This window comes from Christiangramia fulva, assembly GCF_003024155.1.
Taxonomy (GTDB): domain Bacteria; phylum Bacteroidota; class Bacteroidia; order Flavobacteriales; family Flavobacteriaceae; genus Christiangramia; species Christiangramia fulva.
The window spans coordinates 4,229,289-4,253,567 of the sequence record NZ_CP028136.1 but is presented as its reverse complement, the minus strand read 5'-3'; the positions used below and the strand labels follow the sequence as shown (position 1 = coordinate 4,253,567).

16 protein-coding genes are annotated in these 24,279 nt (G+C 38.6%); 15 read left to right on the top strand and 1 reads right to left on the bottom strand.

Features of this window, described 5'->3' with window-relative positions; all coding sequences use genetic code 11:
* The first annotated feature begins 29 nt into the window (after positions 1-29).
* From C7S20_RS18850 to C7S20_RS18840, 3 genes are all read left to right on the top strand, one after another.
* Positions 30-3,311, top strand: coding sequence for a SusC/RagA family TonB-linked outer membrane protein (locus C7S20_RS18850; RefSeq protein WP_107013909.1), 3,282 nt, complete (start codon positions 30-32; stop codon positions 3,309-3,311).
* 11 nt (positions 3,312-3,322) lie between these two features.
* On the top strand, positions 3,323-4,828 hold the full coding sequence (locus C7S20_RS18845) for a RagB/SusD family nutrient uptake outer membrane protein (protein WP_107013908.1): 1,506 nt from the start codon (positions 3,323-3,325) through the stop codon (positions 4,826-4,828).
* Between the two features lie 115 nt (positions 4,829-4,943).
* The gene (locus C7S20_RS18840; RefSeq protein ID WP_107013907.1) at positions 4,944-6,437 is read left to right on the top strand and encodes a glycoside hydrolase family protein; all 1,494 of its coding nucleotides are present in this window, start codon (positions 4,944-4,946) and stop codon (positions 6,435-6,437) included.
* On the opposite strand, the gene C7S20_RS18835 is transcribed toward C7S20_RS18840, so the two are convergent.
* The gene (locus C7S20_RS18835; RefSeq protein WP_107013906.1) at positions 6,434-7,150 is read right to left on the bottom strand and encodes a FadR/GntR family transcriptional regulator; all 717 of its coding nucleotides are present in this window, start codon (positions 7,148-7,150) and stop codon (positions 6,434-6,436) included. The two genes, C7S20_RS18840 and C7S20_RS18835, sit on opposite strands and share 4 nt — an antisense overlap.
* A gap of 193 nt (positions 7,151-7,343) precedes the next feature.
* On the opposite strand from C7S20_RS18835, the gene C7S20_RS18830 reads away from it, so the two are divergent.
* From C7S20_RS18830 to C7S20_RS18775, 12 genes are all read left to right on the top strand, one after another.
* On the top strand, positions 7,344-9,563 hold the full coding sequence (locus C7S20_RS18830) for an alpha-L-fucosidase (RefSeq protein WP_107013905.1): 2,220 nt from the start codon (positions 7,344-7,346) through the stop codon (positions 9,561-9,563).
* A gap of 47 nt (positions 9,564-9,610) precedes the next feature.
* Positions 9,611-11,515, top strand: a complete 1,905-nt coding sequence (acs, locus tag C7S20_RS18825) for an acetate--CoA ligase (RefSeq protein WP_107013904.1) — start codon at positions 9,611-9,613, stop codon at positions 11,513-11,515.
* Positions 11,516-11,672: 157 nt separating this feature from the next.
* Entirely contained in the window at positions 11,673-12,818 is a 1,146-nt protein-coding gene (locus C7S20_RS18820; RefSeq protein ID WP_107013903.1) for a glycoside hydrolase family 27 protein, read from the top strand.
* Positions 12,819-12,984: 166 nt separating this feature from the next.
* The gene (locus C7S20_RS18815) at positions 12,985-14,169 is read left to right on the top strand and encodes a n-acyl-d-glucosamine 2-epimerase (RefSeq protein WP_107013902.1); all 1,185 of its coding nucleotides are present in this window, start codon (positions 12,985-12,987) and stop codon (positions 14,167-14,169) included.
* On the top strand, positions 14,166-14,939 hold the full coding sequence (locus tag C7S20_RS18810; RefSeq protein WP_193510781.1) for a creatininase family protein: 774 nt from the start codon (positions 14,166-14,168) through the stop codon (positions 14,937-14,939). Before C7S20_RS18815 ends, C7S20_RS18810 begins: the two co-directional genes overlap by 4 nt.
* Positions 14,940-14,965: 26 nt before the next feature.
* Entirely contained in the window at positions 14,966-16,072 is a 1,107-nt protein-coding gene (locus tag C7S20_RS18805; protein ID WP_107013901.1) for a sialidase family protein, read from the top strand.
* 35 nt (positions 16,073-16,107) lie between these two features.
* Positions 16,108-17,751, top strand: a complete 1,644-nt coding sequence (locus tag C7S20_RS18800; protein WP_107013900.1) for a beta-N-acetylhexosaminidase — start codon at positions 16,108-16,110, stop codon at positions 17,749-17,751.
* Positions 17,752-17,771: 20 nt separating this feature from the next.
* Complete coding sequence (locus C7S20_RS18795) at positions 17,772-18,164, top strand: CidA/LrgA family protein (protein WP_341476526.1); 393 nt, start codon at positions 17,772-17,774, stop codon at positions 18,162-18,164.
* A complete protein-coding gene (locus tag C7S20_RS18790) occupies positions 18,161-18,853 on the top strand; it encodes an LrgB family protein (RefSeq protein WP_107013898.1) in 693 nt (230 codons plus the stop codon). The genes C7S20_RS18795 and C7S20_RS18790 overlap by 4 nt, the downstream gene beginning before the upstream one ends.
* Before the next feature lie 85 nt (positions 18,854-18,938).
* Complete coding sequence (locus tag C7S20_RS18785; protein WP_227009057.1) at positions 18,939-20,354, top strand: sialate O-acetylesterase; 1,416 nt, start codon at positions 18,939-18,941, stop codon at positions 20,352-20,354.
* 94 nt (positions 20,355-20,448) lie between these two features.
* Entirely contained in the window at positions 20,449-23,157 is a 2,709-nt protein-coding gene (locus C7S20_RS18780) for a sodium:solute symporter family protein (RefSeq protein ID WP_107013896.1), read from the top strand.
* Positions 23,157-24,266 (top strand): SGNH/GDSL hydrolase family protein, encoded by a 1,110-nt coding sequence (locus C7S20_RS18775; RefSeq protein WP_107013895.1) that lies wholly within the window; start codon positions 23,157-23,159, stop codon positions 24,264-24,266. Before C7S20_RS18780 ends, C7S20_RS18775 begins: the two co-directional genes overlap by 1 nt.
* The last annotated feature ends 13 nt before the right edge of the window (positions 24,267-24,279 follow it).

The window sequence follows — 24,279 nt, the reverse complement described above, 5'->3', positions numbered from 1 at the left end:
ATTATTTCTTAAACGAAAACTAAAAACTTATGAATCCTTATTACTTGAAAAAAGATTTCAATTCTTTTTTTCTAAGTTGTTTGCCTTCGATCAAAACAGCTATTGAAAAAATTAAGAGTACTGGAATTTTCCTTTTTGTTTTACTGCTTGGGGTTTCGGCCTTAGCTCAGGAAAAGGAAATCACCGGATTAGTGACAGATGGAAATCAGATGCCTTTGGCGGGGGTTAATGTGGTTATTGAAAACACAACCACAGGAACCCAAACCGATTTTGATGGTAAATATAATATCAAAGCGACTCCAGGGGATATTCTGGTTTTCAGTTTTTTGGGGTTTGAAACTCAAAAAAAGGTAGTTGGAACTGAATCTGAAATAAACGTTTCAATGAAAGAAGACTTAGCCAGCCTTGACGAAGTGGTAGTTACCGGGTATGGAAAGCAATCTCGTGCTAAACTTACTACATCGATTTCGAAACTGGATACCCGGATCTTGGAAACCTCTACCAGGTCAAATCCCGCTACCGCATTACAGGGAACCATTCCTGGTTTAAGAGTAACTAATACCACAGGCCAACCGGGAGCTACCCCGGATCTTGTCTTACGAGGAGGAACCAGTTTCAGTGGTTCCGGATCTCCTTTAATATTAATCGATGGGGTCCCTGGCAGTTTTTATGCCCTAAATTCGGATGATATTGAGTCTATAGAAGTATTAAAAGATGCTGCCGCAACGGCAATATATGGGGCGAGAGCTGCCAATGGTGTGGTTCTGGTAACCACAAAAACGGGAAATGCGGGTAGAGCAACCATTACTTATAAGCATAAATATAGTTTTAATTACCGCAGAGAAACACCTGAGTATTTGGATGCTGCAGATTTCATTCGATACAATAGACAGGCGATTTTATATTACAATGAAGCTACCGGAAGGACCAATTTCAATGCTGGTTTCCTCAATGGAGCCACGGCTTTTGGTACGGGAGGTAATACCACAAATTCCCCTTTCACTACGCAATATTTAACCGATGATAACCGCTATTTACTAAATTATCCTGGATGGGCGACAATTACGGATCCAGTAGATCCCTCCAAGGAAATTTTATTCCGTCAAAATGATGTGAGTGGGAATATTTATCAACCCAGTCGAAGCATCGATCATTATTTAGCTTTCCAGGGAGGTAATGACAAAGGTTCTTTATATGCCAGTCTCGGATATTTGGATAACGAAGGTTTGATCTTAGGATCAGGGTTTAAGAGATATTCTGGAAAATTAACAGGTTCATATAATATTTTTGATAATTTCAGTGTAAATGCCAATGTATTATATTCTCATTCCAATTTAAGTCTCAGCCCTTTAGGAAGTAATAATACCGTCTTTAGAAGATTTGCAGGGCAACCTCCTACATCCCGGACGTATAATAACAATCCTGACGGGAGTTTGTCTGATGAATTAAACCCTGGTACCAATGCCGGATTTGGTAATCCCCTTTATTATCAAGATAAATTTATCAGAGATAATTTGGAACAGCGAATTACGGCTTCCATGGGTATCGATTGGAACATCCTTTCTAACCTTACCTTTTCTCTTACAGGTAGTCATTTTGCTATTAATAATTTGGATGAGTCGTTCAATAAAGCATATTTAAACGGTAGTTCTTTAATTACCTCCAGAAATGCTTCGGCAGGAGTCGATAAAACTCTTCGGAATCAGCTGACAGGTACTTTAAATTATACCAAAACCTTGGGGAAACATTATTTTGATGTGTTATTGGGTTCGGAATACTATAAAGATGAATATTTTACTTTCAGTGCGGGAACGAAAAATTCTCCAACAGATTTAATCACGACGCTCAATGCGGGATCTGAAGCAAATGGTGTTCCTTATAGTTTTAGGACTTTACATAAAATTGTCTCTGGCTTCGGAAGATTAAATTATGATTTTGATGAAAAATATTTGGTAGGCCTTACCTTCAGATATGATGGTTCTTCCCGACTGGGCAATAATAAATTCGGATTTTTCCCCGGTGCCTCTTTTGGATGGAATTTACATAAGGAAGATTTTTTCAAAGATTCTTCCTTAGATAATATTTTCTCAAAAATCAAGCCTAGAATAAGTTACGGTGTAAACGGAAACGTGGATGTTTTAGGTAATTTTTCAACCTTTGGATCTTATGGTTCTCAGGGAATTTATGATGGGCAAACGGGGTATGCAAATACTTCCTTACCCACCCCTGAATTACAATGGGAGCGTTCAACCACTTTGAATTTCGGGTTGGATCTATCCCTGTTTAATGACCGTATAAATTTTATCGGGGATTATTTTATAAGAGATGTTGAAGATAAACTGGCTTCGCTGACTTTGCCGTACTGGACGGGTTTCAGTGGGATTACTACCAATAATGGAACACTTAGAAATAAAGGAGTTGAAGTCCAGTTGAGCGCCGATCTTATTAAAACAGAGAATTTAAACTGGAATATTCGGGGAACGCTCTCCAAGATTAAAAGTTTTGTAGTCTCCTTACCTGAAAATGATAATGAATTGAATCGCCAGGGAGGTACTCAGATTTATAATCCAGATACCGGGGAGTTAGAATGGGTTGGAGGATTGCAGGAAGGTCAACGAGTAGGTACAGATTTAGTGGTTACTTACGTGCAGGATTACATCTATGCAAACCAGGCTGAAGTAGATGCGGATGCCAACGTGCAGGATGATCTTCTTCCAAATCCTTTTAAAAGATATCCGGGAGATGTGGCATGGGTCGATGTAAATGGGGATGATGTCATTAATAGCTATGACAGGCAGGTAATTGGAAGAACAACGCCGGATTTTTATGGAGGATTGTCCACAAGCCTTAATTATAAAAATTTTGGTTTATATGTTAAAACTGATTTTGCTGCCGGTCATATCATTTACAACCATATCAGAGGTAAAGGACTTGCTCAAACTCAGGGTAATTTGAATCAAGATGCTCTGGTCCTTCAATCCTGGACTCCAGAAAATACCGACACGGATGTTCCACGATTTGTTTTCGTGGATGCCCAAAGAAATATTTTTCGAGGAAGTGAAGGGATTGTAAACAGCAGGTTCTGGGAAAAAGGAGACTATTTAGCACTGCGTGAAATCACGCTTAGCTATGACGTTCCCACGGAAGAACTGTTGAAAGATAAAATTCAAAAATTAAGTCTGTATGTGACAGGTTCGAATTTGCACTATTTTAAAAGCTACAGTGGGGATACTCCTGAAATGGGAGGATATCAGGCAGGAGAATTTCCTTTACCTCGTACACTCACTTTAGGACTTAACTTAACTTTATAAATTATAGAATTATGAAATATTTATATATCATTTTGGCTGCTCTGTTTCTCACATCTTGTGAGAGTGAACTGGAGCTGGATTCGCCAAGTGAACTTACGTATAATGGTTTCTGGAATAGTGAAACCGGAGCGCTTGCCGCACATTCCGGTCTATACGGAGCCTTAAGAGGAGAAACTTATGATATCTGGTTATTAGGAGCTATACGGAGTGATGAGTGGGGAGGGCCAACCTTCGAATCTCCTTTTAATATTGATTTAATCGAATCTAATATTACCGTCTCAACGGCACCATTTGGGGGCTGGGCTGGCTTCTATGGAAGAATTCATCAAATAAATGATTTTCTTCAAAACGTACCGAACATCAATTTTAGCGATGAGGTTACCAAAAATCATTTAATGGGGGAGGCCTACGGCTTACGTGCCTATTATTACTATACCCTTTTAAAAACCTGGGGTGCGGTTCCTATTAGTACAGAAATCCTGAATACTACATCTGCCGAAGGATTGAGCAAGCCTAGATCTTCGCAGGAGGAAGTAATGCAGCTAATTAAAGATGACCTTGAGAGAAGTTTGCAAGCTTTTGGTGATGACGATTCATTTTGGAACGGAAACAGAAACTATTGGTCTAAAGCGGCAACGCTGGCCTTGAAGGGAGATGCTTATATTTGGTCCGGAAATTTATTAAACGGAGGAGATTCTGATTTCCAGGAGGCTAAAAATGCTTTAGAGCAAATAAAAGATATCCCCAATATAAATCTTGTTTCAAATTACTCCGATCTGTGGGGGCCGGAAAATGAAAATAACAATGAGTTCATTTTTGCTATTCAATATGCTGAAAATGAAGCTGAAAATTATTATAACTTGTTTACCGGTAGAACTACTGAAATATGGCCCCAGTACAATGAAGAAGGAGAGTCTATGGAAGGATTTGTTATTAACGGATCCAACCGTTATGGTCCCAGTATAAAAACACTACAACTTTCTGACGATAATTTCGACACTAGAAAAGATGCTACCTTTATTCGTTTATTCAGTGATTCCAATAATGGTGAAGGATACAGTAGTTTAAACGAGGAGAAATATTTCGGAGCTATTCTCAAGAAATTTTTAGGCAGAGTAGATGGTAGTGTAAGAATTTTTGATAACGACGTACCGATTTACAGGTATGCCGATGTCCTTCTCTTACTTGCGGAAGCAAAAAATCATTTGGGTGAAGATCCTTCAGAGGAGATCAATCAAATAAGACAAAGGGCTTATGGGGAAAATTATGATCCTGCGGTTGATGCTTATGCGAATGGATCTATAGCGGAAAATACACAAGCCATTTTGAAAGAGAGATATATTGAATTTATTGGAGAAGGAAAAAGATGGTGGGACCTGCGTCGAGCCGGAGATTCTTATGTCATCAACAACGTAGAATATTTAAATCCAGGAGATGAATATAAACTCTTATTGCCAATCACCTTGGATATGATTGGAAGAAACCCCCTATTAGAACAAACACCAGGATATCAGTAGTAGTTTTAGTAATAGTTAGTTTGGTTTAGTTCAAAAAAGGTCATCTTTATCCGATGGCCTTTTTTATTTCTTAATTTAGGTAAGTTAATTTTCTGCTTTTAGAAATTGATCTTTTATGAGGCATATTTTTTTACAAAAAGGAAGACAGCTCTTTGTGGATGATTTTCTGATAAATAAAACAAACCTCGAACGAACCTTTCATGTGCCTGAACCTTATAAGTTTAACCCCGTGTTGGAACCCAAAGAGGAATGGGAAAAAACCGGTATTGGAGCGCTATATGCCGCTCCTTTTAGTGATGGAGTATGGTATGATGAATCAGAACGTGGTTTTAAAATGTGGTATATGGCTGGAGCGGGTAATCAATATCCGTCCCTGGAAAATGCATTTTATACCTGTTATGCGGAATCTGATGACGGGATTCATTGGAAGAAAGAATTTCGTGATGTCATCCCCGATACGAATGTGGTGGATTGTACCATAAGAGATGCCGCCACCATTTGGTTAGATAAAATGGATAGGCAACCCAATAAACGGTATAAAATGTTTTTAACCAATCGGCGATCGGAAGGAAAGGATTCCAGGCTGATGCTAAAATATTCTAGTGACGGTATCCACTGGTCCCCCCCTAAAGCCATTTCAGGTAAAATCAGGGATCGCTTTTCTGCTTATTTTGATCCTTTTCAGTCGCGTTGGGTTGTTAGCCTTCGCCATGAAACTTCCGATGCAATTAAAACCAGAACCTATGCTACCAATGTGGATCCCGAGAAGCTTGTCGAAGGTATAGGAAAGTCGGAAGAAAAATTTTGGTTTGGCCCCGATGGGACGGAACCACGTCATCCTCGATTTCCGGAAATTCATCCGGGGATATATAATTTTGATGTTATTGCATATGAAAGTATCTACCTGGGATATTATACTATTTGGCAGGGACCTACGAATGAGATGGCGGAGGAATTGGGCATTCATAAGCGTAATGAAGTGATCTTAGGTTTCAGCAGAGACGGAAATTCATTTAGCAAAACTGATCACCCTGTATTTTTTGGAGTTGATGAAACACCTGGATCCTGGAATTATGGGAATGTGCAGTCCTATAATGGTTCTCCAATTGTAGTAGGCGATTTTCTCTACTTTTATTTTTCAGGAAGAAGACGGAATGATATTATGTGGGATAGTCATATGTCTACCGGGCTGGCGCGACTAAGAAGGGATGGTTTTGTATCCTTAAGAGCTGAAAAAGAAGATGGTTTTTTAATAACGAACTTATTTGATTTTACAGGTGAATTCTTGTTTGTAAATGCGAATATGAGCAAAGGAATATTAAAAGTCGAAGTTTTAAATGACCAGTTGGAAGTAATTCCAGGTTTTTCTAAAGATGATTGTCTTCCTATGTGTAAGAATGATACCAAATATAGAATTCGATGGGAAACTAAAGAATCGCTGTTGTCGATCGCTTCAAAATCCATTGTTTTAAAATTTTATGTTGAAAAGGGCGCCTTATTCTCTTTTTGGTTTTCTCCCTATATTACCGGTGAAAGTTTAGGTTTTACTGCCGGGGGTGGGCCAGCTTTACATTGGTCAGGGCGGGATTTACCCCCCGATAAGGATTAAGAGGATTTGAAAATGGAATCAAAGTGAGGTTCTAGATGTTGTCTCATGGCATTTCTGAAGGTTTCCGGAGTTCCCATTCTAATATTGTCGGCCAACATTTTGTGGGTGACAAACTTGCCGCTGCTATATCGGTATTCGAAATCTTCCGGCTTATTTTTAAGATGAACATATTCAAAAACAGGAAGAAGTAGTTTTTGAAATCTAAGTAAGGTTTTATTCTGTGATATTTCATATAATTTTCCATGAAAGGCGATTTCTCTGTCAAGACTAAAATGAGATTTTTCTGCCTCCGCTTTTTCTTCGGCCTCTACTATTTCCTGAAGCTCTAATAAATCTTTATCGGTTTTTCTTTCGAAAAGAAAATCTGCCATTCCCATTTCGAGTATAAGACGAAGTTCAAAAAGGTTTTTCAATATATCCATTCCTAATAAGCTAGGATCAAGAATCCTTTCGAAGTTGGTTATAATATCTGGTTCGGTCAGGATCATTCCCCGGTGCTTCTTCGACTCTACAAGACCAAGAGTTCTTAAACGAAGAAGGGCTTCTCTTACTACTGTTCTGCTTACTCCAAGGGTTTCGGCAAATTCTAATTCTTTGGGGATGGAATCTCCAGGTTCTAATTCATTTTCTTTAAAGAATTCCAGTAATCTTAACTCTACTTTATCTACGAGAGATAGAGTTTCTACAGGTTGTAATTTTTTGAATTTTTTCATGAAAAATTTTCGGATTAGTATTTTATCTAATTAGGTATTAAAAATACACTTTTTAAAACATATATGTATGACATAAAAATAATAAAAGGAGTATATTTAAATTTATTTCTTTAAAGAGCCAACAAAATAAAGAAATCTAATCCAATTTTTAAATGGAATTTCACGACTAGAATATCAAAATTTCCCAACACTAATGAATCCTTTTCATCTGATCTACCGGATAATCATCCTTGTTTTTATTGAAATCTGCGGTGGCATTAGCCTGCATGCGCAGGAAGCCAAGAATGCTTCTTTCCACAATACTATTGAAATTAAAAAAGGAGATTCCGAATCGGTTATTATTGATAAGGCGACTCATGTCGTTCCCACACACTCTCAACTGGAGGCACTTCAGGATGGTTTTATTGGATTTATTCATTTTGGACCGAATACTTTTACCAAAAGAGAGTGGGGTACCGGAAAGGAGGATCCGGGAATTTTTAATCCGGTTTCTGTTGACACAGACCAATGGTGCCGGGCTATGAAAGACGCCGGAATGAAAAAAGTTATTTTTACGGCAAAACATCATGATGGCTACGTTCTTTGGCAAAGCAGGTACACTAAACATGGCATAATGTCATCGCCCTACCAGGGAGGAAGAGGAGATATTCTTAAAGAATTATCTAAATCTTGCAAGAAATACGGATTGAAATTAGGGGTGTATTTATCACCGGCCGATTTGTATCAGTTAGAGAATCCCAAAGGCTATTATGGGAATTCAAGTGCCTATTCTACAAGGATAATCCCCCGTCCGGTTATGAACCGCCCTTTCCAAAATAAAACGACATTTACATTTAAAGTTGATGATTACAATGAGTACTTTCTGAACCAGCTATTTGAACTGTTAACGGAATATGGTCCAATCAGTGAGGTGTGGTTTGATGGTGCAAATCCTAAGAAAAAAGGTAATCAAAAATATGCTTACCAGGATTGGAAAAAGCTGATTCATACCTTAGCTCCAAGTGCGGTTATTTTCGGTAAAGAGGATCTTCGTTGGGTTGGCAATGAGGCTGGAGACACCCGAGAAACGGAATGGAATGTAATTCCTTTCCAGAAAAATCCCGACTCTATCAATATGTTTTCTGACTTAACAGAAAACGACCTTGGGTCAAGAACAAAATTGTATAATGCTCATTTTCTTCACTACTATCCTGCTGAGGTAGATACATCCATAAGAGATGGTTGGTTTTATAGAGATGAGACGAGCCAAAGTGTGAAAAGCGCGGAAGAAGTATTTAATATATATGAATCTGCAGTAGGAGGGAATGCCATATTTCTTTTAAACGTTCCTCCTAACAGAGAAGGTCGTTTTGCAAAAAAGGACTTAAAGGTATTAAAAAAGGTGGGTCAATTTATAGAGGATACTTATCGGGATAATCTGCTGTCCGGATCTGAGGAGCATGAAAGACTTTTGGACGATGATCTTGAAACTTTCGAATTGCTTTCTCAAAATGACTCAACCATTGAGTTCTCATTAAAGCAACCTATTATGTTCAACCGCTTTGTTATTCAAGAGGCGGTAAGCTCATATGGCGAAAGGGTTGAAAAGCATCTTGTACAAGGCTGGATTAACGGTAGGTGGCAGGATCTGGGTGAGGGAACCAATATTGGCTATAAGCGGATTCTCCGGTTCTCTCCTGTAGAATTAAAAAAAATCCGAATTAAGTTTTTAAAGGTTCGAAACCGACCGGTAATTGCTACCGTTGGGGCTTTCTATTACCATCAACCGATGCCTCAGCTTTCCATCACCCGGGATTCTGACGGCCTGGTCCATATTTCCATTAATGATAGTATGGCAAACCGGGCTTTAGGTTTTAAAAAAATAATTTTTGGCATTAATGGGGAAGAACCCCTACGAATTTATGACGGGCCTTTTTTTTTAAAACAAGGTTCGGTAGAAGCTTTTATAAGAAATGAGGATGAAGAGAGTCCGGGTTCAGGAGTATATTTCGGGCTTTTTAAAAAGAATTGGAAGGTGTTGTCTTCCAGTCATTCAAGGAAGAATCATTTAGTATTAAATGCTATTGATGCTAATTCTGATAGTTATTGGATTTCAGATGAAACTAACAAGGAACATTATATTGCTTTGGATCTTGCAAAAGAGTATAAAGTAGGAGGTTTTATTTATGCTCCCAAGAAAATAATGGGCGAAGGTTTAATGGAAAAAGGAACGATTCAAAGTAGTAGGGATGGGGTTCATTGGGATGAAATCGGAAGTTTTCATTTTGGTAACATTTATAATGATCCCTCCAAAAGGATTTACCGATTTAGAAAACCCGTAATGAGTAGATATTTTCGGATAAAAGCTGAGAAGATAGCGGGTGATAAAAAAACTGTCACTGCTTCTGAAATCGGTTTTTCAGTGGCAAATTAATAAACATGGGATTGGAATTAATTACTTTTTAAAAATCATAAATTAAAATGAGCAATTATCACATTAAGAACCTGGAAGAGTATTTCCAGGTATACCGAAAATCTGTAAGGGAACCCGAAAATTTCTGGCAGGAAGTCGCCGAAGAACATTTTGTCTGGCGTGAAAAATGGGATAATGTGCTGAAATGGGATTTTTCAAAACCAGAGGTAAAATGGTTCGAAAATGCCAAACTAAATATTACCGAAAACTGTATTGACCGCCACCTGCTTACCAAAGGCGATAAAACCGCTATTATCTGGGAACCCAACGACCCGGAGGAAGATGCGCTTCATATTTCGTACAAAGAACTTCACAAAAAGGTAAATAAGTTCGCGAATGTGCTGAAGGAGAACGGAATCGAAAAAGGCGACAGGGTTTGTATTTACCTGCCCATGATCCCGGAACTGGCTTATGCCGTACTTGCCTGTGCTCGAATTGGTGCGATCCACTCGGTGGTTTTTGCCGGATTTTCTGCATCGGCTTTGGCAACGAGAACACTGGACGCCGACTGTAAAATGATGATCACTGCCGATGGTTCCTTCCGCGGCAGCAAAACGATCGACCTGAAAGGAATTGTAGATAAAGCCCTGGAAGAATGTCCCGATGTAAAGACGGTTTTGGTCGCGAAAAGGATCAAATCAGATATCGATATGAAAGAGGGCAGAGACAAATGGTTGCAACCCTTGTTGGATGAAGCCTCAGATAAATGCGAACCAGAGATCATGGATGCTGAGGATCCGCTTTTTATTCTTTATACTTCGGGATCAACTGGCCGACCAAAAGGAATGCTTCATACCACCGCGGGTTATATGGTTTACACGGCCTATACTTTTAAGAATATTTTCAATTATCAGAATGATGATGTGTACTGGTGTACGGCAGATATTGGCTGGATCACCGGGCATTCCTATATCGTTTACGGTCCGCTGGCCAATGGGGCAACCACGATGATGTTTGAAGGCGTGCCCACTTATCCAGATTCCGGACGTTTCTGGGAAGTTGTAGAAAAGCATAAGGTAAACCAGTTCTATACCGCGCCTACAGCAATTCGTGCGCTAGCCAAGAAGAACCTTGACCTGGTAGATAAATATGATCTTTCTTCTTTAAAAGTACTTGGAACAGTAGGGGAGCCTATCAATGAGGAGGCCTGGCACTGGTATAATGATAATATAGGTAAAGGAAAAAGCCCTATTGTGGATACCTGGTGGCAGACAGAGACCGGGGGAATCATGATCTCTCCGATTCCATTTGCGACTCCAACCAAGCCAACTTTTGCCACTTTACCATTTCCGGGGGTACAGCCGGTTTTAATGGACGAAAATGGTGAGGAGATCAAAGGCAACCAGGTTGATGGCAGACTTTGCATCAAATTCCCATGGCCCTCCATGGCCCGAACTATCTGGGGCAATCACGACAGATACCGCGATACTTATTTTTCTGCATTTAAAGATAAATATTTTACCGGGGACGGCGCCCTTCGAGATGAAGTCGGCTATTATCGAATTACCGGTAGGGTAGATGATGTGATCATCGTTTCCGGTCATAATCTGGGTACCGCCCCAATTGAAGATGCTATCAATGAACATCCGGCTATAGCCGAATCGGCAGTAGTTGGTTTCCCACATGAGGTGAAAGGGAACTCGCTCTATGGATTTGTGATTTTGAAAGAATCTGGAGAATACAGGAATCAGGATAACCTTCGAAAAGAGATTAATCAGCAGATTTCCGATAAGATCGGCCCCATTGCCAAACCTGATAAGATTCAGTTTGTAGAAGGTCTTCCCAAGACAAGATCAGGAAAGATCATGCGTAGAATTTTAAGAAAGATAGCTTCCAAAGATACTTCTGATCTTGGGGATACGTCAACATTATTGAATCCGGAGGTAGTGGATCGAATAATTAACCAGCGTTAAAGGATCTCATGGAATTTAATTTTTTTAAACCAATTAAACGAGAATCTAATTATAGTTACACTCTTTTACATGGCCCCTCTTAGGTTTTTTAATTTTTTCAAGTCTAGATGGTTACAGTCAGGCGAAAACCTATTCTCAAGATTCCCAACTTCCTATAATGGGCTGGGCAAGTTGGAATCATTACGGAATTCATATTAATGAAAAAATTATCAAGGGACAGGGCAATGCCATTATAGAGACAGGAATGCGGGAGGCCGGATATAACTATATAAATATTGATGATGGATATTTCGGAGGAAGGAATCAGGAGGGAAAATTATTGATAAATACTAAAAAGTTCCCCAGCGGAATGAAAGCGTTAGCTAAATATCTTCATGATAAGGGTCTAAAGGCTGGTATTTACACAGATGCCGGTATTAATACCTGTGCTTCAATATGGGATAATGATACCATTGGAGTAGGTATGGGGCTTTACGGCCATGAAGTCCAGGATTTAACTTTGATGTTAAAAGAATGGAATTATGACTTTATAAAAGTTGATTGGTGTGGGGGTAAGAATTTGGGGCTGGACGATCGAAGCAGGTATATGATGCTTGGGAAAATCATATATGCCATAAATCCTAAAGTGAATTATAATATATGCCGTTGGAAATTTCCAGGTGATTGGGTGATATATCCTGCTAACTCCTGGAGAATTTCAGGAGATATCGCTAATAATTTCGAGTCCGTCATGCACATTATTGATCAGAATGCAAATTTATGGCCCTATTCAGGCCCTGGACACGTGAATGACATGGATATGCTCAAGATGGGAAGAGGTATGACTTATGAGGAAGATAAAACACATTTTAGTATGTGGTGCATGTTAAACTCCCCATTGATCGCTGGTAATGATCTGACCAAAATTTCGAGAGCAACTTTAGAAATACTCACGAATAAAGAACTCATAGCTCTTAATCAAGATCCTTTGGTATATCAGGCAAGGCGTGTCATTGACAATGGGGATACTGAAGTCTGGGCAAAACCTTTAACTTCAACTATGAGCGGGAAGGTTGCAGTGGCTCTTTTGAATAGATCTAATAAGGAACAAATCATAAAATTCTCACTCGAAGCCGTTGGGTTGGATTCTCAAACGGCGGTCAACATACGGGATCTTTGGAAACATAAGGACCTTGAAACTAGAGTAAGGAAAGATTTAAGTGCTAAAGTACTACCTCATGGTACCGTGGTATTGAAAATTAAAGGAAAAGCTTTGCCCTATAACATTTTTCAATATGACTCAGCGGCCTTTCCTCAAAATTAATGAATGCTTATTTCATTAAGGTATAAGTCCTCTACTGTAGGCGGATGTGGTTATATAGCGGGCAGTGGTAGTACTATTAATTCCTGTTTAAAACCCACAAAATTCCATTGGATGGTAATTTCAAAGTAAAAGATTTTTATATATTTGTATTATGTATAACATAAATATGAAGTATTCCCAATTATATAAAGAAGAATTACTTAATAATATTATTCCTTTTTGGGAAAAAAATTCTTTAGACCCGGACTTTGGTGGTTACTTTTCTTGCCTGGATCAAAAGGGTAGAGTTTACGAAACCGATAAATTTACCTGGATGCAGGGAAGGCAGGCATGGATGTTTTCTTTTTTATACAATAACATAGAAAAGAAACCACAATGGCTCGAAATTTCTCGACAAGGGATAGATTTCCTTAGGAAAAAAGCGGTCAATGAAGCTGGCGATTTTTATTTCTCATTGACTCGTGAAGGAACGCCTCTTATTGAGCCTTATAATATCTTTTCCGATTGTTTTGCTGCAATGGCCTTCGGCCAATACACTAAGGCAACACGGGATCATGAAGTTAAAAATCTTGCCATCAATACCTACCGCGGTATACTACGACGTCGTAGAAATCCTAAGGGAAAATATGAAAAGGCTACGGGCGCAAGGATACTAAAGAATTTTTCACTTCCGATGATTCTTTCGAACCTGGTGCTGGAGTTGCAAGATGTGTTATCTAATGAAGAAGTTGAAGAAACTATTGCTTTTAGTCGTGATGAGATAATGACAACTTTTTTGGATTCTTCATCGGGGCTCATTTTTGAAAATGTCAATCCCGACGGAGGCTTCAATGATAGTTTTGAAGGCAGGCTCATCAATCCAGGTCATGGGCTGGAGGCCATGTGGTTTATGATTGATATTGGTGTACGAACAAAAGACGTGGATCTAATACAAAAGGCTTCTGAAGTTATCCTTAATATAATGGAATATGGCTGGGACAAACAGTATGGAGGAATCTTCTACTTCATGGACATAAAGGGATACCCACCCCAGCAACTGGAATGGGATCAAAAATTATGGTGGGTACATCTGGAAGCGCTAATAGCTTTATCAAAGGCTTACTTACATACGCAGAATCCAGCGCTCTTTAAATGGTTTGAAAAAGTACACCAGTATACCTGGAATCATTTTCCTGATAAAAAATTCGGAGAATGGTTTGGTTATCTAAATAGACAAGGCGAGCCACATTTAACCTTGAAAGGTGGAAAATGGAAGGGATGCTTCCATGTTCCCAGAGGTTTATACCAATGTTGGAAAAATTTCCAGGCCATTGAGGAAAAGAACGGGGGTCATAAAAAGTTCGAAATATGAAAACTATACGATCTTTCTCCTTACAGGAAACCAACTTTAAAAGTGTCAGAGAAATGAAGTTTGATATGGCTTTACTTCCCTGGGGTGCCACAGAGGCCCACAATTATCATTTACCATATGGTACGGATAATTTTCTAGCAGAAGAAGTAGCAATCAAAGCTGCGGAAAAGGCATGGGATAATAATATTCATTCCATTGTATTACCGACCATGTCTTATGGCGTTAATACTGGGCAAATGAAAGTGCCTTTATGTATGAACATGAATCCCAGTACCCAACTGGCTTTTCTTTCGGATATCATACAGGTATTGAAAAAAGATGGTATTGATAAACTGGTGATCATTAATGCGCATGGGGGTAACAATTTTAAACAAATTATTCGTGAACTAAGTATGATGCATCCAGAGGTTTTTACATGTGCTATAAACTGGTGGCAGATTGAAAAGGCTACGGAATATTTTTCCGAACCTGGCGATCATGCGGGGGAGTTGGAAACAGCTGCAATGATGTATTTAAAACCCGACCTGGTGTTGCCTTTAAACCAGGCTGGTTTAGGAAAAGAAAAAAAATCCAAATTAAGGGGCATTCGTGAAGGATGGGTCGTTTCACAAAGAGAATGGTCCAAAGTTACAGAAGATACCGGGGTGGGTAACCCAAGAAAAGCTACGGAAGAAAACGGTAAAAAATTTTTTCAGGATTCTGTTAAAAAAATAGCTGGTTTTTTGAAAGAACTTCAAAAATGCTCCATTGATAATCTCTATGAAACCTAACCCATAATACCTAATTACATACTCTTATGAATAAAGTAATCTTACTATTTGTCTTTTTGATTTTAACGAGTTGCTCAGCTCAAAATCCACCAGTTCCTTCTCAGTTCCCTGAAGAAACATCAAACTATCAAAAATTATTTGATGCCCGGGAGGTTGATGGGGTTAAATGTTTTCGGATTCCAGCACTTGTAACTGCTCCTAATGGAGACCTTATTGCGGCTATTGATGAGCGTGCACTTGGTTGTGCTGATCTTCGGGGTAGTAAGGATATCAATATTGTTATCCGACGAAGCCAGGACAATGGAAAAACCTGGGGTGATATTGAAACCGTCGTGGATTTTCCTTTTGGAGTGTCTGCCTCTGATCCTTCAATGATTGTGGATCAAGAGACGGGAGAGGTCTTTTTATTCTATAATTATATGGATTTAGAGAATGAAAAGGATATTTATTATTTACAGTTTGTCAAAAGTTCAGATAATGGAAAAACCTGGAGTAAACCTAAAGATATAACATCCCAAATAACTAAAGATCAATGGTATAACGATTTCAAGTTTATAACCTCCGGACATGGTATTCAAGCCCAATCGGGTCGATTGCTCCATACGCTTGTCGATTTAGATAAGGGAGTCTATTTATTTGGAAGTGATGACCATGGTGCCAGCTGGTTTTTTATTGATTCGCCGGTGAATCCTGCCGATGAATCTAAAGTCATTGAATTAGACAATGGGGATTATATGATTAATTCAAGAGTTAACGGTGGTATGGGGTATAGGTATGTCCATATTTCTCATGATAAGGGAAAGACCTGGGAGACCAGGCCTGAAAAAGAGCTTACAGATCCTGGAAATAATGCCAGCATCGTTGTATATCCCTACCATAAAAATGGCAAAACAGAAAACCTACTTCTATTTACTAATTCCAACAACAGGGACAGTCGAAAAAACCTTACCATAAAAGTTAGTTATGATCAGGGAAAAACCTGGAGTGCAGGGAAGGTGATCTACCCGGGCAGTGCTGCTTATTCATCTATGACCGTGCTGGAAAATGGAGATATTGGAGTTTTTTTTGAAAAGGATGATTACACGGAAAATGTATTTGTAAGCTTTCCCATTGAATTTGTTACCCAGAATTAAAAAAGTAGTGCCAGTCTAATAATCAATACTTACCTATGAAAAGAAAATTTTATTTGGTCGTCCTAATAACGCTTATTTTTTCTTGTGCTCCTAATAAGTCCTATGAAGAATTTAAAACGGTTAAAAATACCAAGGACGATTACCCTATTATTCCACTTCCGGAAAAAATGCAAATCAATGAAGGGAGGTTTTTGATTGATAAAAATACTTCAGTGGCTGCAGCTGATTCTCTTAATTGGGAAGCTGACTACCTGGTAAATATGCTTTCTCAAGCCTCCGGTTTCGAACTTAACCGCTCAGAGGAGCACGCTCAAGGGCATCAAATAATTTTAAAGGTGGATTCTTCAATTAAAAATCCAGAGGGCTATAAATTAGATATTTCTTACAATGGTATTAAAATCATTGGAGCAACTGCTGCGGGTGTATTTTATGGAATTCAATCCCTTCGTATGTTGCTGCCTCCTTCTTCCGAAAAAGAAGCAATTTCTGATCTTACCCTTCCTGCTGTAAGTATTGATGATGCACCACGTTTTCCTTATAGGGGAATGCACCTGGATGTGGGAAGACATCTATTCTCAACAACTTTTATAAAAAAATATATTGATCTTTTGGCGCTTCACAAAATGAATCGATTTCACTGGCATCTTACCGAAGATCAGGGATGGAGAATCGAAATAAAAAAGTATCCCAAATTAACGGAGGTAGGCTCCAGGCGAAAAGAAACTATCGTTGGCAAAAATTTCGATCCTTACAAAAGTGATGGTCAGGCTTATAAAGGATATTATACTCAAGATCAGATAAAAGATATTGTAGCTTACGCCCAAAAAAGGCAAATTGTAATCATTCCTGAAATTGAGATGCCGGGCCACGCTTTGGCTGCTTTGGCTGCTTATCCGGAATTGGGTAACGATACAGGTCCTTATGAAGTGGCCACTAAATGGGGCGTGTTTCCTCAAATATTTGCTCCAAAGGAAACTACCTTCAAATTTTTAGAAGATGTACTTACAGAAGTCATGGATCTTTTCCCTAGTAAATATATTCATATAGGTGGAGATGAAGCTCCAAAAAAGGAATGGGAAGAGAGTGCACAGGCCCAGGAGGTGATCAAAAGGGAGGGCTTAAAAAATGAGCATGAGTTACAAAGCTATTTTATTCAAAGAATCGAAAAATTCTTAAATAAAAATGGCAGAATGATTATAGGTTGGGATGAAATCCTGGAAGGAGGACTGGCTCCCAATGCTACGGTCATGTCCTGGCGAGGGATAGAAGGAGGGATTGAAGCTGCACAAATGGGGCATGATGTAATAATGACCCCGGGTTCTCATATGTATTTTGATCATTACCAGGCTGATCCTAAAAATGAGCCTTTAGCAATAGGCGGATATACTCCAGTAAAAAAAGTGTATTCTTTCGAACCAATTCCTGATGCCTTACCGGCTTCAAAAAAAGATCGTATTCTTGGGGCCCAAGGTAATGTGTGGACGGAATATATGAAAACCCCGGATCATGTTGAATATATGGTTTTGCCAAGAATGAGTGCTTTGGCGGAAGTAGATTGGACACCTCGGGGTATGAAAGATTGGGACGGCTTCAAAACAAGATTATTTCAGTTAAAAGAGCGCTATGAAGCGCTGGGTTATACCTATGCGTCTCACATCTTTGAAGATGTGGACCAATAGCCTAATGTAATTTCAAGGGAATTGCTATCACAGAATTAATCCTATATATAAAAGGTTATTGGTATACTATTCTCAGGGCGATTAGAAGCCTTGCCATACTGCTTTTTTTCTTAGGTATCGGTAGCTTAATAGTAGGGGTTATGGGTGTAGCTATTCCTGGGAGTATCGTAGGAATGTTGGTCCTTTTTATTTCCTTGCAATTGAAAATTGTTCCATTACATTGGGTAAAACCTGCTTCCGACTTCCTTTTAAAGTATTTAGCACTCTTTTTTGTACCCTTTGGGGTTGGCTTAATGGAGTATTTTAACCTAATAAAGAATAATTTGATGGGTATGTTAGGGGCCATTTTTTTGAGTACACTATTCACCTTATGGATCACCGCCTGGATATTTAAACAATTCAAAAAAGAATGATATTATTTTTCAGCATTCATCTTTTTGGGGGGGTACTTACGGTTATGTGTTATTATTTAGCGTTAAAAATCAATAAAGAAATTCGTCTACCATTCCTTAACCCGGTTTTAATGGCCATTGTGCTGATAATTACTTTTTTATTTATTAGTAATATTGATTTTACCGATTATAAAGTGGGGGCCAGTTATTTAGAAATGTTTTTAGCTCCTTCGGTTGTGGCAATGGGGGTTTTTTTACATGAGCGATTCAATGAAATTAAAAAGCGGCTTAAAATTTTTGTTTGTGCTGTTTTTTTTGGCGGGATCTCGGGTATCATAAGTATGGTTCTTTTTCTTTTATTTCTTGATACTCCCCAAATTCTCATTCAATCACTGGCTGCAAAATCGGTGACAACACCCATCGCCATCGAGATTACCAAACTTCTAGGAGGACTTCCTGAGATAACAGCAGGAATGGTTATCCTTGTAGGGATATTTGGAAATGTTTTTGGGACAAGCTTTTTAATGGGTTTAGGAATTAGGGATGAAGCTGCTATTGGTACAGCGCTAGGTACTGCTGCACATGGTATCGGTACCGCGAGAGCTTTTGAAATTGGAGAAGTTGCAGGGGTATATAGCGGTTTAGCCATGTGCCTGAACGGAATAATAACCTCAATATTGACACCTTATGTTCTTGACTGGTTTTTATAGGAAAATAACGTTACTATTAGTTTTAACCTGCCTAGTCTGCGCTAGCTATGGCCAGGTTACCTTACCGAAAATTTTTACTTCCAATATGGTATTTCAAAGAAATGTTCCTATAACTATTTGGGGGAAATCGGCCCCAGGGAACCATATTAATATTTTATTTTCCGGGAATTACAAAAATGTCGTAACCCGAGTTGATAGTACTTGGAATGTAGAATTTCAACCATTACCGGCTACAAAAGAACCCCAAAAATTAGAAATCTGGTCCAAGCATGAAAAAATAGTACTGGATAATATTTTAATTGGGGATGTATGGTTGTTGTCTGGACAGTCTAATATGGAATATCCTTTAGGTTCTGAGGCCCATTTTGCCAAAGAACAAGAACAACTAGTAGATGGAAGATTAAGGTATTTCAATGCGAATTATATCGGGAAAGGTATTTATGGTGAAAAGTATACCAGAGAAGCACTCAATAAACTCAATGCGCAAGAATATTTTACAGGAACCTGGCAAGAGAGTCAATTGCCAGAGGTAAAAGAATTAAGTGCGGTAGGATATTATTTTGGAAAAAAAATAATAACCGAAACCGGCGTTCCTATTGGCTTAATAAATATTGCGATTGGCGGAGCCCCTATTGAGACCTTCATTTCAGTTAATAGACTGAAGAATTCAAAAGTATTCCGAAAAAAGGTTCAAGGAAATTGGTTATATAATGATGCTTTACCGGTTTGGATCAGGCAACGAGGAATGGAGAACGTGAGAAATAGTTTTATTTACAAGGATTCTTTAGGTCCTAATCATTCCTATAAGCCTGGTTTTGCCTATGAAGCAATGGTTAAAACGTTACTCCCCTTTCCAATAAAAGGAATAGTGTGGTACCAGGGAGAAAGTAATGCACAAGAACAAGAAAGGGTGGAGGAGTATCCTGCGTTACAAAAGCTAATGATACAGAATTATCGTTCGAAATGGCGCCAGCCGAAAATGCCTTTTTACTGGGTGCAATTATCTTCCATTGATACGATAAACTATGATTCCCATTACTGGCCTCCCTTTAGAAATAATCAACGTCTTTTATTGAAAAGTATAAAGCATGGGGGGATGGTCGTAAGCAGTGATATTGGGAACCAAACAAATATACATCCAAGTAATAAAAAAGATGTGGGAGAACGGCTAGCTCGCTGGGCCTTAAATGATTGTTATGGTGTAAAAATGATTACTTCTGGTCCGTTACCCGTTCAAGCACATTATAAAAATGGGAAAGTGATCATTTCTTTCCAGTATACCGGTGATGGATTGAAAACAATGGGGAACAAAAAACTTTTGGGTTTTTCTATAAATGGAAAAACTCCGATCCCTGCAATAATTCATCAAGACAAAGTGATTATCAAGGTTAAAGAGCAGCCGGAATATATCTTTTATGGATGGCAACCATTTTCAACAGGGAATCTTTACAATAGTGAAAATTTACCGGCTTCGACATTCAAATTAATTGTAAATCCATAGATTTTCAAAATAGTTCTTAATATGTATAACATAAAACATTAGTTTCTTTATATTTACGATCTAACTAATTTTCTTTCATAATTAAACAAAAAGAATGGTTCGCAAATCTCTATTTTTTTTCCTTTTGTATTGTTTTGTTTTTACAACATGCACTACCTATTCTCAAGAAATGGACAAAGCTCAATTCCATTGGGATTCTATTGCGAAGTTACCGTTAGAAAAAGGTCTTAATGGAAGCTTTGCAGGGATTAATGATGGTGTTTTAATCATAGCAGGGGGTGCCAATTTTCCGAATGAACCGGTTTGGGAAGGAGGTAATAAGAAATATTACAAGAAGATTTTCATTCTTCAAAAAATTAACAACCACTATAATTGGATTAAGAATGAGGTTGAACTACCAAAACCTATGGCTTATGGGGCTTCAGTCGTTACCTCACAAGGGCTGTGGTGCATTGGAGGAATGAATTCTAAAGGAATATACAAAGATGTATTTCTTATAAAATGGGATTCGGATTTAAAAGAAATAAGGATTCAAAAGAAGCCTCCGCTTCCGACGCCTTTGGCAAATATGGATGCCACGGTTATAAATGATAAAATATATATTGCAGGGGGACAGGAAGAAATAGGTGGGAAAGCAACTAAAAATTTCTTTTCATTTACCCCGGGAAAGGGCTGGCAAAGATTAAAAGATATTCCTGGGCAGGGTAGAATTCAGCCGGTTGTTATTGCTCAGAACAATGGAAAAACCAATGTCGTATATGTTTTTAGCGGGACGTATTATGATAGTACTGCTCAGGATCCTAATAAATTCCTGACCGATGTATGGCAATACAATCCTTTATCGGATCAATGGAGTCAGAAAGCCTCAATCCCTAACAATGGTACTCCAGGACTTCAGGGTGGGTATGTTGGAGCGGCTCCGGTAACTAAGCTGGGTGACGCACATATATTATTTTTTGGAGGTGCAGGAGGTGATCATCAGCTATGGAGCCAAAGACTTCCCCTTTTAAAACAGCTTCAATCGATTCAATCAGAAAAAAAAGATTCTTTATCAGGTTCAAAAAAGCTGGATTCCCTGAACAATAAAATTGCGGAAAATTATCAAAATACCTCATTTTCAAAAACCATATGGGCGTATCATACCATTACAGATACCTGGTCAAAACGAGGAACCATTCCGGGAAAGACTCAAGTAGTTGCGAAGGCACTTAAATGGGATGATGACATTGTTATACCTTTAGGGGAAATCCGTCCCGGTATTAGAACTCCAATTATTCGAAGTGTCGATGTCAACCCAAGAAAAACAAATTTCGGGTTGGTAAATTATGCTACCCTTATTCTTTATTTAGGGTTAATGATCGGAATTGGATGGTATTTTTCCCGGCGCAATAAAAGTAGTAACGATTATTTCCTGGCTGGGGGCCGAATTCCCTGGTGGGCTGCAGGTTTAAGTATTTACGCAACCATGTTAAGTGCGATCACCTATCTTTCTCAACCAGCCTTAGCATACAGTTACGATTGGCAGGCATACTTAGGATATTTTACCATTATCTTGATAGTGCCTATAATTATAACCTTTTATTTGCCATTTTATAGAAAACTAAATATCACCACCGCTTATGAATATCTTGAAAAACGGTTCAATATTTTTATAAGGATGTTTGGAAGCACTTCGTTTGTGCTTTTCCAGTTAGCTCGTATGGGAATAGTGGTTTACCTGCCAGCTTTGGCCTTATCCACGGTTGTAGGAATTGATATTTATATGGCCATTATAATTATGGGAGTATTAGCAATACTATATACCGTAATGGGGGGTATTGAAGCTGTAATCTGGACCGATGTAATTCAGGTCATCGTATTAATCGGGGGTCTTATACTTGGATTAATCTTTATTGCATATGATATAGGTGATGTTGGGTATATATTTTCAACAGCCTACCAGGACGGAAAGTTCCAGCTTTTTGATTTTAGATGGAGTCTTACAGAGGTAGTTACATGGTCTCTATTTCTTGGAACTTTTGCTTTGAATTTTGCACCCTATACCACAGATCAAGCAGTGGTTCAACGTTATCTTACTACTTCTGATGAGAAGCAAGCTCGAAAGAGTATTTGGATGAATGCCATCATTTCAATACCGGCGGGACTCTTAATATTCTTATTAGGGACCTTTTTATACGTCTATTTTAAAGATCATCCTCAGTTTCTGCAAATAGGTATGCAGAATGATGGGATTTTCCCATTGTTTATTGCGGACCATTTACCGCCAGGAGTAGCTGGATTGGTTATTGCAGGTATCTACTCGGCGGCTATGTCGAGTTTAGATAGTAGTATGCATAGTGTTTCTACGGTGGTTACAGTGGATTATTTTAAACGCTTTACCCGACCTAAATCTGATGTAACCACTATGCGTATCGCACGATGGGTTACTATAATTGTTGGAGTGCTCGGAACGGGTGTCGCCGCGTTTATGGCAGCCTATCCTATAGCCTCCTTATTTTTCTTCTTTCAGGAAGTAGTGGGACTTTTTGGTAGTGCCCTGGCTGGAGTTTTTATGCTGGGAATCTTTTTTCGAAAAGCCAATTGGATTGGAGCCTTGTCAGGAGCAATTTTAAGTGTTCTTTCCCTCATTTTTGTAAAGTATTACACGGAACTGAATTTTTATATATATCCATTAATTGCTATTCCTACCTGTGTCGTAACGGGCTATATTATTTCATTACTCGTTCCTGTGAAAACACCGGTATCGAATGAGTTGGTATATAGCCGAAAAAATAAGCGAATAAAAAGTAATAAATCGATATAATGGTTGTCAGAATCAGGAAACGCAATTTTTTCAATCTTTTAATCGCCTTGTTGTTTCTCTCTGCTACTTCTGCACAGGAATCCACGGATTATATTTGGTATGATCTTGCCAAGGTTTATAAGTATGGTAAGGTTTCACAAAACACTCAAAATCCATTTCAGCGATTTCCCGATACGATGCAAAAGGCAGTAAGACCTGAAGTGTGGAGCTTATCGTTAAATCCGGCAGGGGTTACTATTAAATTTAAGACACAGGCCGATCAAATAATTATCAAGTATAAGGTCAAAGGAAAATTAGCATTTCCTCATATGCCGGCTACAGGAGTAAGTGGAATCGATCTTTACCTAAAGAATAAAATGGATAAATGGCAATGGGTAAAGGGTACTTATCATTTTAGTGATACGATTTCTTATAACTATCAATTAGATAACTCCTCAGGAAAGCTAAAAGAGTTTATGCTTTACTTACCCTTGTACGCCACGGTTGAGGGAATGCAGATAGGCGTATCTCAATCAAATGGTATTAATATTCAAAAATCGGAGGGTTCCCTTCCGATGATAATTTATGGTACTTCAATTACCCAGGGAGCATGTGCGAGCCGACCTGGTAACGCCTGGACCAATAAACTGGGTCGCAAGACCGGCATTCCTATTCTCAATTTTGGGTTTTCTGGAAATGGATGGCTGGAACCTGAAATCCTGGAGTATTTGGTACAACAGCAGGCACGGGCTTATATTTTGGATTGTCTGGCAAATTTTGACCGACCTTCCCTTGGACCGGATGAAGCCTACAAAAGATTAATTTATTCCGTTGCGAAAATAAGAGCCATTCATCCTAATACCCCCATAATTTTTACAGACCATGCGGGTTATGGGGATGCTGATATTTATTCCCCTAGAAAGCACGCAGTTGATCGTTTAAATAAAGCGAATCATAAGGCTTATGAATTATTATTAGCAAAGGGAGATCAGAATTTATATTTATTGACCCAACAGCAAATTGGATTGCAGTCAAGAGACTTTGTTGATGGTCTTCACCCAACCGATGGAGGAATGGAAAAATATGCAGCGGCTTATTTCAACCTTGTTTCAGAAATTTTCAATAAATAAATTTTGTAATTAT

Bases quoted from the DNA above. Each gene is read 5' to 3' on its own strand.
- C7S20_RS18850 (WP_107013909.1), top strand. From the start codon at position 30: ATGAATCCTTATTACTTGAAAAAAGATTTCAATTCTTTTTTTCTAAGT.
- C7S20_RS18845 (WP_107013908.1), top strand. From the start codon at position 3,323: ATGAAATATTTATATATCATTTTGGCTGCTCTGTTTCTCACATCTTGT.
- C7S20_RS18840 (WP_107013907.1), top strand. From the start codon at position 4,944: ATGAGGCATATTTTTTTACAAAAAGGAAGACAGCTCTTTGTGGATGAT.
- C7S20_RS18835 (WP_107013906.1), bottom strand. From the start codon at position 7,150: ATGAAAAAATTCAAAAAATTACAACCTGTAGAAACTCTATCTCTCGTA.
- C7S20_RS18830 (WP_107013905.1), top strand. From the start codon at position 7,344: ATGAATCCTTTTCATCTGATCTACCGGATAATCATCCTTGTTTTTATT.
- acs (WP_107013904.1), top strand. From the start codon at position 9,611: ATGAGCAATTATCACATTAAGAACCTGGAAGAGTATTTCCAGGTATAC.
- C7S20_RS18820 (WP_107013903.1), top strand. From the start codon at position 11,673: ATGGGCTGGGCAAGTTGGAATCATTACGGAATTCATATTAATGAAAAA.
- C7S20_RS18815 (WP_107013902.1), top strand. From the start codon at position 12,985: ATGAAGTATTCCCAATTATATAAAGAAGAATTACTTAATAATATTATT.
- C7S20_RS18810 (WP_193510781.1), top strand. From the start codon at position 14,166: ATGAAAACTATACGATCTTTCTCCTTACAGGAAACCAACTTTAAAAGT.
- C7S20_RS18805 (WP_107013901.1), top strand. From the start codon at position 14,966: ATGAATAAAGTAATCTTACTATTTGTCTTTTTGATTTTAACGAGTTGC.
- C7S20_RS18800 (WP_107013900.1), top strand. From the start codon at position 16,108: ATGAAAAGAAAATTTTATTTGGTCGTCCTAATAACGCTTATTTTTTCT.
- C7S20_RS18790 (WP_107013898.1), top strand. From the start codon at position 18,161: ATGATATTATTTTTCAGCATTCATCTTTTTGGGGGGGTACTTACGGTT.
- C7S20_RS18785 (WP_227009057.1), top strand. From the start codon at position 18,939: ATGGTATTTCAAAGAAATGTTCCTATAACTATTTGGGGGAAATCGGCC.
- C7S20_RS18780 (WP_107013896.1), top strand. From the start codon at position 20,449: ATGGTTCGCAAATCTCTATTTTTTTTCCTTTTGTATTGTTTTGTTTTT.
- C7S20_RS18775 (WP_107013895.1), top strand. From the start codon at position 23,157: ATGGTTGTCAGAATCAGGAAACGCAATTTTTTCAATCTTTTAATCGCC.